Origin of the sequence: Paenarthrobacter sp. 4246, assembly GCF_040546855.1 — a bacterium.
GTDB lineage: Bacteria > Actinomycetota > Actinomycetes > Actinomycetales > Micrococcaceae > Arthrobacter.
On the sequence record NZ_JBEPOP010000007.1, the window covers coordinates 58,644 to 69,844 of the forward strand.

The 11,201-nt window shown below is 61.7% G+C and carries 11 protein-coding genes; 7 read left to right on the top strand and 4 right to left on the bottom strand.

Going from position 1 to position 11,201, the window contains the following annotated elements:
- Positions 1-249: 249 nt before the first annotated feature.
- From ABIE35_RS14330 to ABIE35_RS14345, 4 genes are all read left to right on the top strand, one after another.
- Positions 250-2,412 carry an FG-GAP-like repeat-containing protein gene (locus tag ABIE35_RS14330; protein WP_354515886.1) on the top strand — a complete coding sequence of 721 codons (2,163 nt, stop codon included), beginning with the start codon at positions 250-252 and terminating at the stop codon, positions 2,410-2,412.
- 109 nt (positions 2,413-2,521) lie between these two features.
- Positions 2,522-3,610, top strand: coding sequence for an acyl-CoA dehydrogenase family protein (locus tag ABIE35_RS14335; protein ID WP_354515888.1), 1,089 nt, complete (start codon positions 2,522-2,524; stop codon positions 3,608-3,610).
- Complete coding sequence (locus tag ABIE35_RS14340; protein ID WP_354515890.1) at positions 3,604-4,962, top strand: PIG-L family deacetylase; 1,359 nt, start codon at positions 3,604-3,606, stop codon at positions 4,960-4,962. Before ABIE35_RS14335 ends, ABIE35_RS14340 begins: the two co-directional genes overlap by 7 nt.
- Complete coding sequence (locus ABIE35_RS14345; protein WP_354515891.1) at positions 4,959-5,699, top strand: glycosyltransferase family 2 protein; 741 nt, start codon at positions 4,959-4,961, stop codon at positions 5,697-5,699. Before ABIE35_RS14340 ends, ABIE35_RS14345 begins: the two co-directional genes overlap by 4 nt.
- Positions 5,700-5,794: 95 nt before the next feature.
- Here ABIE35_RS14345 and ABIE35_RS14350 read toward each other — a convergent pair whose 3' ends face one another.
- On the bottom strand, positions 5,795-6,736 hold the full coding sequence (locus tag ABIE35_RS14350; RefSeq protein WP_354515893.1) for a LysR family transcriptional regulator: 942 nt from the start codon (positions 6,734-6,736) through the stop codon (positions 5,795-5,797).
- Between the two features lie 120 nt (positions 6,737-6,856).
- Between ABIE35_RS14350 and ABIE35_RS14355 the strand changes: the two genes are divergently transcribed.
- The 3 genes from ABIE35_RS14355 to ABIE35_RS14365 are packed head-to-tail and all read left to right on the top strand — an operon-like array spanning position 6,857 to position 9,491.
- On the top strand, positions 6,857-7,849 hold the full coding sequence (locus ABIE35_RS14355; protein WP_354515895.1) for a DUF1852 domain-containing protein: 993 nt from the start codon (positions 6,857-6,859) through the stop codon (positions 7,847-7,849).
- Positions 7,850-7,869: 20 nt separating this feature from the next.
- Positions 7,870-8,916 (top strand): methionine synthase, encoded by a 1,047-nt coding sequence (locus ABIE35_RS14360; protein WP_354515897.1) that lies wholly within the window; start codon positions 7,870-7,872, stop codon positions 8,914-8,916.
- Positions 8,917-8,918: 2 nt separating this feature from the next.
- The gene (locus ABIE35_RS14365) at positions 8,919-9,491 is read left to right on the top strand and encodes a flavin reductase family protein (RefSeq protein WP_354516223.1); all 573 of its coding nucleotides are present in this window, start codon (positions 8,919-8,921) and stop codon (positions 9,489-9,491) included.
- A 158-nt stretch (positions 9,492-9,649) separates the two neighbouring features.
- Here the strand turns inward: ABIE35_RS14365 and ABIE35_RS14370 are convergent, their stop codons facing one another.
- The 3 genes from ABIE35_RS14370 to ABIE35_RS14380 all read right to left on the bottom strand — a co-directional run bounded on the left by ABIE35_RS14370 (position 9,650) and on the right by ABIE35_RS14380 (position 11,181).
- Positions 9,650-10,228 (bottom strand): adenylate kinase, encoded by a 579-nt coding sequence (locus ABIE35_RS14370; protein ID WP_354515899.1) that lies wholly within the window; start codon positions 10,226-10,228, stop codon positions 9,650-9,652.
- A gap of 102 nt (positions 10,229-10,330) precedes the next feature.
- Positions 10,331-10,819: an SRPBCC family protein gene (locus ABIE35_RS14375; protein ID WP_354515901.1), complete on the bottom strand. Its 489-nt coding sequence runs from the start codon at positions 10,817-10,819 to the stop codon at positions 10,331-10,333.
- Positions 10,816-11,181, bottom strand: a complete 366-nt coding sequence (locus ABIE35_RS14380; protein ID WP_354515902.1) for an ArsR/SmtB family transcription factor — start codon at positions 11,179-11,181, stop codon at positions 10,816-10,818. The genes ABIE35_RS14375 and ABIE35_RS14380 overlap by 4 nt, the downstream gene beginning before the upstream one ends.
- Between the last annotated feature and the right edge of the window lie 20 nt (positions 11,182-11,201).

The window sequence follows — 11,201 nt, forward strand, 5'->3', positions numbered from 1 at the left end:
AATGCTGACCCTTCCAAGCTACGGAACCTGTCACTGTTAATGACAACAAGATGTGACAAGCGTGACAAAAGCTGTGAAGATGCGCTTCATGTTGGGACAAAGGGGAACTTTCGTGGGGGTGCGGTGCGTTGGGGCAACCCGGGCCGCGAGTCGAAATAATGCGACGCGCATCACAATGCGGGCCGTAGGGGCTGTAGGATTCGCTGGTTGACGCGATAGTCGCGTCCCGTATTAATGGGGGGTTGAGCATTGCTTGCTCGCAAATCCACATCGCCGTTCACCCGGGCAGCGGCACGGCGTCTCCTTCGTCTGATACTGGCGATCATCTCCGCAGCAGTCGTTGTGGCAGGTATCGGCACTGCGCCCGCGAATGCAGACACAGTGGTTGGATCAGTTGCCGTGGGCTTGAGTCCGGCCAAACTCGCGGTGAACCCCCTGACAAACAAGATCTACGTGCCGAACTCAAAAAGCCAGACAGTTTCGGTAATCGACGGGGCCACGAACAAGGCAACTGTCCTCGTTACCCGCCCCAGCCCCGAAGCGGCCGTAGTGAACACGAAGACGAACAAGATTTACATTGGTCACCGCGACGGTTACGTGACGATTATTGACGGTGCAACCAACAGCCTTACGACTGTCGAAACCGGAGGCTTCAGCGCCGCACTTGTGGTCAACGAGTCAACCAACCTCGTCTACGTGGCCAATGGCCGCGAGATAGTCGTCATCAATGGCACAAACAACGCCATGAGCACCATTCCCGTTGACATCCAGGCCGCGGTTCTGGCCATCAATCCTTCGAACAACAAGCTCTACATCAGTTCGTGGCTCGATCAATTTGCAGTCTTGGACCTGACCACCATGCGCTTGCGGGCACTCGATCTGCAGCTAGCTACCACGGAGACCGCTTGGATCCGCGACATCGGGGTAAACCGCGCAACCAATAAGGTCTACGTCGTCCACGCCCCGGAAAACCACGCGACACCTGGAAGCGTGTCAATCATCGACGGCATAGCAGACACAGCCACGACGATCCGAGTTACGTCCGACCCACGACATCTCGAAATCAACGACAAAACCAACCGGATTTACGTCGCGCATCAAGCTCCTGGAACGGCCATGACAGAAATTGATGGGGCCACGAACGCGACAAAGTCCTATGCTCTGGGCGTCGACCCGTTGCACACTGCTATCAACACATCAACGAACAAGATCTATTTCGCGGACAGCAACGGAGCGGTCGGTGTCTTCAGCACAGACACGAAGTCAACTGGAATCGTACGAAACGACTCATGGGGTTACGCCAGAGCCATTGCCGTGAATGCCGCGACGAACAGGGTCTACGTCGCGAATATCGAACGAGTGGATGTCGTCGATGGCAGGGACGTGGCACCCTCCTTTACATCGGGTCCGCCACCGGCGAAGGGGCAGGTGGGCTCCTACTATGGACACCAGTTTGCCGCGAAAGGTTCCCTTACTCCCAAGTTCAAGATCTCCGCAGGCTCTCTTCCAGCAGGGCTGACCATCAATGAGGCGGGACTGCTCAGCGGGGTTCCCTCAGCGGCAGGAACGTTCTACTTCAAAGTGGCTGCCTCAAACGGAACCCAGCCGGACGCCGTCACCGCAACCTTCGGACTTACCATCAAGCCCCAGGACATTCGGCACGACTTTACAGGCGACGGCAAGCCTGACGTGCTGGCCCGGGATGCCGGTGGAGGATTATGGCTCTATCCCGGAAACGGCTCTGGCGGCTGGCTTTCCCGCAAGCAAGTCGGCCAAGGCTGGAATGTGATGACGAGCATCGTGGCGCCGGGTGACTTCAATGGGGACGGAAGGGCCGACCTTCTTGCACGTGGCTCCGATGGAATCCTGTGGATGTACCCAGGCAACGGCAACGGCGGGTGGCTTTCCCGGGTCAAAGTTGGCCAAGATTGGAACAGTATCAGGGACATCATCGCCATCGGTGACTTCACCCTGGACGGTAATCCTGATCTCTTAGGCACCTCGGAGTGGTCAGGGATGCTCATTTATCCGGGCAACGGGAAAGGTGGTTGGTTCCCCATCGACTCTGAAGGTTCATACTGGCCTGCCGGGCTCTCCTTCACCGCCCCGGGGGACTTCAACAAGGACGGTTTCCAAGACGTCATATTCAAGGACGCTGCCGGAAACCTGATCCTGGATCCTGGCTATGAGGATTCAATGTTCCAGTTCTGGAATTCCGCGACCATTGGTTGGGGCTGGAACGCCATGACCGCAATCGTTGGCCCCGGCGACTTCAACGGCGACGGCAACGTGGACCTTCTGTCCCGCGACTCCGCCGGCACCCTCTGGCTCTACCCCGGTAACGGCAAACTCGGCTGGCTCCCCCGGGTCCAGGTCGGTTCCGGCTGGAACGTCATGAATACGATCATCTAGCGGCAAAGCAACCACAACAAGACTAAAGAGCGACGGCGGGCACCACCCGCCGTCGTTCTTTTGCTCTCCGCACACATAACCTAAGGTCCCTTAGTTTAGGCTTGGGATCATGAGCGACTCCGAAGCCCAGCCCGTACGCATCAGTTCCGAGCCTGTCCAGCTCCAAGCCCTCGAGCCCATGCTGGAAAAGGTGCGGGAAGCCGTGGGCGATGTCCCTGCTCTGCTTGCCATCGCTACGGAGATCGGCCACACGGCCCCTAAGCCCGGCGAAGGAAATACCGCCAAGCTCTGGGAACTCCTGGCATCCGTCACAGCCGTGGATGTGGCGGCCGGGCGGGTGCTTGAGCCACATCTCGATGCCGTGGCTATCCTCACCCAAGCCGGGCTTGACGAACCGCAACACGGCGCCTGGGGTGTGTTCGCCGCGGAGGGCCCCGGCCTGAAGCTGGAGGCCAAGCGCGACGACGCCGGCCACTACGTCCTCAACGGGTCCAAACCCTGGTGCTCGCTCGCGGCCCAACTGGATGGCGCAGTGATCACGGCCCACAGCGAGGACAACAGCCGGGCCGCATTCGCCGTGAATCTGAAGCATCCCGGGGTTACCTGCGAAACACCGCAGTGGACCAGCCGGGGACTCCAGGAAATCCCGAGCGGCACCGTCCACTTCGACCAAGTCCCTGCAACCCCGGTCGGCGGCGAAGGCTGGTACTTCTCACGTGCCGGCTTCGCGTGGGGTGGCATGGGCGTTGCTGCGTGCTGGCTTGGCGGGGCAGTCGCTGTGGCGCGGGACTATGCAACAGCTCTGGCCAGGGGCGCGGAAAATGGCAGGGAGCCGGACCAGATCGCCCTCGCCTCCTTGGGTGAGGTGGACAGGATCATCACGTCCGTCACCGGGTACCTAGCCCAAGCGGCAGAGCAAATCGACGCCGGCGAACTGGACGAGCGCGGCGAAGACCCCACAGACACAAACGGCCCCAGCGCCTGGAGCGAAGCCCTGCGTATCCGCGGAACTGTTGCCGCCGCCGTCGAGCGCGTCCAAACAGTGGTGGCGCAGAACCTCGGTCCCGCGCCGCTGGCGTTCAATGAAGCGTATGGAAAGCGCATGGCGGACCTCTCGCTGTATATCCGGCAGCACCACGCCATGCGGGACGACGCCCAACTTGGCGCGCTGACGCTGAAGGGAGAACGCCAGTGGTGACCTTTTCCCACACTGACACCGGCACGTCGGAGCAGGAATGGGCAGCGTCGGGAGTGGCCGCCCTCCCCGAACTGCCTCTGGATACAGCAGAACTTGCGGCCAGGAAGTTCGTTGTCCTGGCCGCGCATCCGGACGACGAATCACTCGGCGCCGGCGGCTTCCTGGCCAGACTGCACGCAGCCGGCGCAGCAGTCGACATGATCCTGTGCACCGCAGGCGAGGCATCGCATCCGGACTCGCCAACCACGACGCCGGAACAGCTTGCCGCTGTCAGGCTCACGGAGTTCGACACTGCGTTGTCAGGGCTGGCGCCCAGCGCGACGTGGCGGTTCCTGGAGCTGCCGGACGGACGGTTGGCTGCCAACGCTGACCGTATTGCTGCGGCAATCAGCGAGAGCATCGCTGGGCGAACGGCGGAGGAGATAGTGATCGTGGCTCCATACCGTTCCGATGGCCATACGGATCACGACACCCTTGGCACCGTTGCTGCGGACGTCGCGAGCAAAGGCGGGTACGGGCTCCTGGAATACCCCATTTGGTACTGGTTGTGGGCAGGAACTGGGGACGCCACCTGGAATGGTTGGGTCCGCGTGCCCCTGAGCCAGGAAGAACAACAGGCCAAGGCCAAAGCAATGCATGCCCACGCCTCGCAAACGGAACCGCTGTCTGGACAACCGGGCGACGAGACCCTGCTTTCAGAGACGTTCCTGGAGCACTTCGAGCGGCCGTGGGAAACGTTCGCCTGGCATCCCTCCACAGCTGGGAGCAACAGCGCAGCAGACGCAGAACGGATCTTTGACGAGGTCCACTCCCGTGACGAGGACCCCTGGAGCTACACCACCAGCTGGTACGAACGCCGCAAGAGGGCGCTGACCCTTGCGGCCCTGCCCGAGGAAAGCTACGAGTCCGGATTGGAACTGGGCTGTTCCATCGGCACCCTAAGCGAGGAGCTGGCCCAGCGTTGCCGGAAATTCCTGGGAGTGGACGCCAGCAGCGCAGCCTTGGCCCAGGCGGCGGAGCGCCTCGCGAACTACCCGTCAGCGGAGGCCAAGCACCTCACCATGCCTCACGAATGGCCTGACGGCAGGTTCGATCTGGTGGTGCTGTCCGAGACGGGCTATTACCTTTCGCGGGAAGAACTCACCGAACTGCTAACAAGAATCCAGGCCTCAACTACGCCGGGCGGAACACTGCTTCTGTGCCATTGGCGGCATCCAATTTCGGGCTGGGAGCTGGATGCGGAGTCTGTGCACACCATGGCACGCACCCACCTCGGCTGGCCCACGCACGGGCTCTACCAGGAGAAGGACTTCATGCTGGAAGTCTTCACAGCACCGGACACGTCGCCATGACGGACCCTCAAACCATCACCAGCGTCATTGTGGTGATGCCTGCCCACAACGAGGACCGGCATATCGGCAAGGCCCTCGCAGCGCTCAAGACAGCAGCGGACGCCTTGCAACGGGAGCGACCTGGAACCAGCGTTTCCATCGTCGTAGTCCTGGACTGCTGCACGGACCGCTCCGCTGACATCACGGCCGCTTACGTTTCCGCCGACCCCCGTTTCTACGCCATGGACGTGAAACTGCGGAGTACCGGCGCCAGCCGCGACGCCGGCATCCGCGCCGCTTTGGATTGCATGCCCGGAGACGGAACCGGGAGCACCTGGTTGGCGACAACCGATGCCGACTCCGCGGTGCCGGAACACTGGCTGGTGCGACAAGTGGTGCTGGCCAACGCGGGAGCCGACGCCATCCTCGGCTCGGTTGAACCAGACCCCGACGACGTGGATCCGGCAGTACTGAGACGCTGGCTGGAGCTACACCCGCTCCGTGAGGACCACCCCCACATCTATGGAGCCAACCTGGGCATCAGGGCATCGGCGTATCTCGCGGCGGGTGGGTTCCCGAAACTGCGGGCCCACGAAGACCGGGGTCTCGTGGAACAGCTCCGCCGCCACAGATTCGTAGTCACCGCGACGGACACTACCCGTGTGGTGACCTCCGGGCGGACCCACGCCCGCGCGCCGGAAGGTTTCGCGGCCTACCTTCGCACCTTGGGCGCGGAACTTCCGGCTGCAACGGGCTAAGCCGCCCAGTCTATTTTCGACGGCGGCAATCGCGGCCTGCGTCACGGTTCCCGCTGCAGGTACACGATGGCCGTGACCCGCCCACCCAACTGCAGTCAGTCGAGTAGCGCTACGCCGAACTCAGCGACTACGGCCCGCAATTCCCCGAGATAGCGCTGCGCCTGGTCGGTGAGCGGAATCGCGGCGTGGCCGATCCAGCCGATCTCGATGCGTTCGTCAACGTCGAGCGGGATGGCGACGATCTCCGGGTCGAGCTGCCCGCTGATGATGCCCGTGGAGATCGTGTAGCCGTGGAGCCCGATCATGAGGTTGAAGATCGTCGCACGGTCAGATACCCGGATCTCCTGCTTACTGGACAAGGTGGAGAGAATCTCCTCGGCGAAGTAGAAAGAGTTGTTCGCACCTTGATCGAAGGTTAGCCGCGGCAAGCCGGCAAGATCTTCGAGAGTCGCACGCTCTTTTGATGCGAGCGGGTTTTTCCGTGAAACGAAAATGTGCGGATCGGCGATGAAAAGCGAAGTGAACGCGAGCCCGGATTCCCGGAGCAGCTTGTCGATGACCTTCCGGTTGAAATCGTTCCGGTAGAGGATGCCTATCTCGCTGCGGAGCGTCCGGACATCCTCGATGATGTCCCAGGTACGGGACTCACGCAGCGAGAACTCGTATTCTGCCACCTCAGTGGCCTTGACCATCCGGACGAAGGCGTCCACCGCGAACGAGTAGTGCTGCGTTGACACCCCGAGCAGGCGTCGCCGTGGTGGCCTGCCAAGGTAGCGCTGCTCGAGGAGGGCGAACTGCTCGACGACCTGCCTCGCGTAGCCGAGGAACTCTACCCCGTCGGCGGTGAGGGTGACCCCGCGGGCGGAGCGAACCAGGAGCGCACGGCCAACCCGGGCCTCAAGGTCTTTCATCGCGGCGGACATTGTCGGCTGCGCTACGTAGAGAAGATCGGCGGCCGCGGAGATCGACCCCTCAGCTGCAACTTCTATGAAGTAGCGGAGCTGCTGCAGGGTCAGTCCACTCGAAATCTGGGCCATAGGAAGATTCTATATGCATGCATAGCAACCACTAGTTACCTGATAGCCTCCGGAAGGCTGCACCATGGATACATCACCTTCTGAAAGGCCGTCTCCGGCCCATCAACGGATTGGCATCACATGGCAGACGACTTCACCTTCAGCATCACCACCACCCCCTTCGACGAGGACTACTCCCCGTCGGAAGGCTCGCGAATCACCACGAATTTCGCCAACCTGGCACGCGGCGAGCACCGCCAGGAGAACCTCCGCAACGCCTTGACCATGATTCGGCGCCGCTTCAACGATCTCGCAAGCTGGGACAACCCGGACCGGGACCGTTACACGCTCGAGCTTGAGATCGTCTCAGTGCAGATAGAGTTCACTGCGGAAGGTACGGATCAGCAGTTCCCGCTTTTCGAGGTTCTCGACATCCAGATCGTCGACCAGCTGAACGGGGTCCGCCACCAAGGGATCGTGGGGAACAACTTCTCCTCCTACGTCCGTGACTTCGACTTCAGCGTGGTACTGCCAGCGGCAGCAGGGGACTCAGGCAAGCCCACCGTTCCCGAGGACTTCGGCGATCTTCACGGCAAACTGTTCCAGCAATTCCTCGATTCCCCGGCATGCCAGGAACGCTTCCCGCAGCCACCAGTGGTGTGCATCAGCGTCTCCACGAGCAAGACTTACAGGCGTACGGAGAATTGTCACCCGGTCCTGGGCGTCGAGTACCAGCAGGACGAATTCTCGCTGACGGACGCGTACTTCGCAAAGATGGGGCTGCAGGTTCGCTACTTCATGCCACGCGGCAGCGTCGCGCCGCTCGCCTTCTACTTCCGCGGCGACCTGCTCAACGACTACTCCAACCTGCAGCTCATCGGCACGATCAGCACCATGGAGACGTTCCAGAAGATCTACCGCCCGGAGATTTACAACGCGAACTCCGCCGCCGCCGCCATCTACCAGCCGAGCCTGGGAGAGCAGGATTTCTCGCGGACCCAGATCGCTTACGACCGCGTCGAGCGCAGTCAGCTCGCGATCACGCAGGCGAAGTACACGGAGGAACACTTCATCACGCCCCACAAGGACCTGTTGGACCAGTGGACCGCCAAATACCCCGCTCTCGTCAACTGACCCACGGAGAATCGTCAATCATGAACACACTTTTGCCCACCACTGTTGTCGGAAGCCTGCCCAAACCATCGTGGCTCGCACAGCCGGAGACTCTTTGGTCCCCGTGGAAGCTGGAGGGAGATGCGCTGCTCGAGGGCAAGCAGGATGCCCTTCGCATTGCCATCCACGAGCAGAGCCGACGCGGCATCGACATCGTCAGCGACGGCGAGCAAACCCGCCAGCACTTCGTCACCACCTTCATCGAGCATCTCAGCGGGGTCGACTTTGAACAGCGCAAGACCGTGCGCATCCGCGATCGCTACGACGCGAGCGTGCCCACGGTCGTCGGAGCGGTGCGCCGCGAGCAGCCGGTATTCGTCGAAGACGCGAAGTTCCTCCGCGCAACCACCGACCGGCCGATCAAATGGACTCTTCCCGGCCCCATGACCATGGTGGACACGCTCTACGATGACCACTACAAGAGCCGCGAGAAGCTGGCCTGGGAGTTCGCCACGATCCTGAACCAAGAGGCGAAAGAACTGGAGGCGGCCGGCGTGGACATCATCCAGTTCGACGAGCCCGCGTTCAACGTCTTCCTCGACGAGGTCAAGGACTGGGGCGTGGCTGCGCTTGAGAGAGCGGCAGAAGGGCTGCGTGCGGAGACCGCCGTGCATATCTGCTACGGCTACGGGATCAAGGCGAATAATGACTGGAAGGCGACGCTCGGCTCACAGTGGCGGCAGTACGAGGAAACGTTCCCGCTGCTGCAGAGCTCCAGCATCGACATCATCTCGCTGGAATCCCAGAACTCCCACGTGCCCATGGACCTCATCGAGCTCCTCCGCGGCAAGAAAGTCATGCTCGGGGCAATTGATGTAGCAAGCGAGACCATCGAAACCCCGGAGGACGTCGCCAACACCCTGCGCAAGGCCCTGCAGTTCGTCGATGCGGACAAGCTCATCGCCAGCTCCAACTGCGGCATGGCACCGTTCCCCCGGGACGTCGCACTGGCCAAGCTGAGTGCTCTCAGCGCAGGGACGAACATCATTCGCGATGAACTCGCCCGCTCCGCCCCCAGGGTGTCATAATGATGTTTCACGCCTATCCCCCAGACACTTGGCTCGAGGTTCCGAGGCAAAGCTTCCCGTCCTCCCTCTCCGCCGATGAATTCAAAGCACTGTTCCGTGGCCACCCGGGAGGTGTCGCCGTCATCACGGCGGATGCCGGCGAAGGACCGGTGGCACTGACGGTATCGTCGGTCGTGTCGGTGAGTGCGGAACCTCCGTTGCTGATTTTCTCGGTCTCGGCACTGTCCTCTGCGTCCGAGGTGCTTTCACGCGCCGAAACCGTCGTCGTGCACCTGCTGGACGCGCACGACGTCGACTTGGCGAAGTTTGGAGCGACCCCCGGCGCCGACCGCTTTGACCAGACCCACCGCTGGTCGACCCTTGCAACCGGCGAAGCGGTGTATGACGATGTCCGCGCCTGGGTGCGCTGCGCCGTCATCAATCGCATGGAGGTAGGGACCTCCACAATCATCGCCGTTCACGCCCTGGAGTCCCGCGTGATGCGTGACGTCCAAGCGGGCGAACCCGGCGACGCTCTGGTCTACCACAACCGTTCATGGCACCGTCTGGGCGAGCATTCCAAGTATGAAGGCTGAGCGCCACGCCAAGAATGCGATGCAGCAAGCGCCTTTCAAGAACCTCTCACCGGAAGGGTTTTAGCGGCACCGTCCTTGCGATCGATGAGGAGGCGTTGGCGGTCTGCTCTAGCCGACCAGCCCCGCACGTTGGCCGCGGAACACAACGCTGCGACCGGCTAAGCCGCCAGCGCCCCTTCGACGGCGGCAATTGCGGCCTGCGTGATGGCTTCCCGATCGCCGGATCCATCAATGGTCAACAGAATCCCGCGCTTCGAATATGCCGTTAGAACCGGCTGGGTCTCGTCCCGGTACAGCTCCAGCCGACGCTGGATTACAGCTTCAGTGTCATCGCTGCGACCTTGCTCTTGAGCACGGCGGAGCATCCGGGCCAGCAACTCGCTGTCCGAGGCCGTGAGGGCCAGGACAACTTCCAAGGGCTGTTCCCGAACCGCGAGCATCTCGTCCAAAGCTCCGATCTGGATCACCGTACGCGGGTAGCCGTCCAACAGAAACCCATCGGCAGCATCGGCTTCTTCCATGCGTTGCTTCAGCATGTCCGTGGTGACGTGGTCCGGCACAAACTCACCCCGGTCCATGAACTCGCCGGCTTCAAGGCCGAGGGCGGTCTTGTCCCGGACATGGGCGCGGAAAAGATCACCGGTGGAAATTGCGGGGATCCCGAAATGCCGCGCAAGGTGCTCCGCCTGCGTGCCCTTGCCGGAACCGGGAGGGCCCATGATGATCAATCGCGCCATGTCACTGGTCCGTTTCGAAAGGCGGCCGGGACTTAAACAATACGCCGACGACGGCGGGAGGCACCCGCCGTCGTCGGCTTCTTTTAGCGTCCGGTTCAGTTCTCAGGCGTTGGCAAGCACGCCATCGATCTGTTCGACCGCCTCGCGCATTCCTTCTTCCATGCCCATCTCGGCCATCTTCTGCATTTGTTCTTCGGATTCGAAGCTGGAAGTGATGGTCATTCGCGTACGGTTGTCCACGGGTTCAAGCTTCACTGTGGCGTGAGTGATGCCCAGGTCTTCTACGGGCTCACCGTGCTCGTCGGCGAAACCGTCGTCGAATTCCAGATGGTCCGGGGCGTTGATGGCGGTGAACTTCCACCAACCACGGGCTTTGGTGCCGTCCGGGCCGGTCATGTAATAGGCTGCCTTGCCCCCGGCGGTGAACTCGTGGGTCTCAAAAGTGGCCGGCCACGTGGGCGGACCCCACCAGCGTTCGAGCTGCCGGGGGTCTTCCCAGATCCTCCACACGCGCTTCACGTCGGCATCGAATTCGGCCACGATGGTGAAGCTCAGGGCCTCAACATCTTTGTTTACGCTGACAACAGTCATGGCAGTTCCCTTTCGTCATCTTCAGCGAGTATGTCCGCAATCCGGCTGGCACGTTGCCGCCAGATCATTTCGAAGTGGTCCAACAAGTGCCGGGCTTTTTGCAGTCCTTCATGGTTTCCCCGCACAATCTGCTCCCTCCCACGCTTCTCCTTGGTCACCAGGGAGGCCCGTTCCAAGACCGCAACATGTTTTTGCACGGCCGCGAAACTCATGGCGTACAGCGCAGCCAATCCGGAGACCGAGTACTCCCCCGCCGTCACCCGGGCCACGATGTCCCGGCGGGTAGCATCGGCGAGGGCCTGGAAGAGACGGTCGAGTTCCGCGTCGCCGGAGGGTTTTATACTGAGCTGATCTACAACCATTTGGTTGTACGATACGCCCC

Bases quoted from the DNA above. Each gene is read 5' to 3' on its own strand.
- ABIE35_RS14345 (WP_354515891.1), top strand. From the start codon at position 4,959: ATGACGGACCCTCAAACCATCACCAGCGTCATTGTGGTGATGCCTGCC.
- ABIE35_RS14375 (WP_354515901.1), bottom strand. From the start codon at position 10,819: ATGACTGTTGTCAGCGTAAACAAAGATGTTGAGGCCCTGAGCTTCACC.
- ABIE35_RS14360 (WP_354515897.1), top strand. From the start codon at position 7,870: ATGAACACACTTTTGCCCACCACTGTTGTCGGAAGCCTGCCCAAACCA.
- ABIE35_RS14350 (WP_354515893.1), bottom strand. From the start codon at position 6,736: ATGGCCCAGATTTCGAGTGGACTGACCCTGCAGCAGCTCCGCTACTTC.
- ABIE35_RS14355 (WP_354515895.1), top strand. From the start codon at position 6,857: ATGGCAGACGACTTCACCTTCAGCATCACCACCACCCCCTTCGACGAG.
- ABIE35_RS14365 (WP_354516223.1), top strand. From the start codon at position 8,919: ATGTTTCACGCCTATCCCCCAGACACTTGGCTCGAGGTTCCGAGGCAA.
- ABIE35_RS14380 (WP_354515902.1), bottom strand. From the start codon at position 11,181: ATGGTTGTAGATCAGCTCAGTATAAAACCCTCCGGCGACGCGGAACTC.
- ABIE35_RS14335 (WP_354515888.1), top strand. From the start codon at position 2,522: ATGAGCGACTCCGAAGCCCAGCCCGTACGCATCAGTTCCGAGCCTGTC.
- ABIE35_RS14370 (WP_354515899.1), bottom strand. From the start codon at position 10,228: ATGGCGCGATTGATCATCATGGGCCCTCCCGGTTCCGGCAAGGGCACG.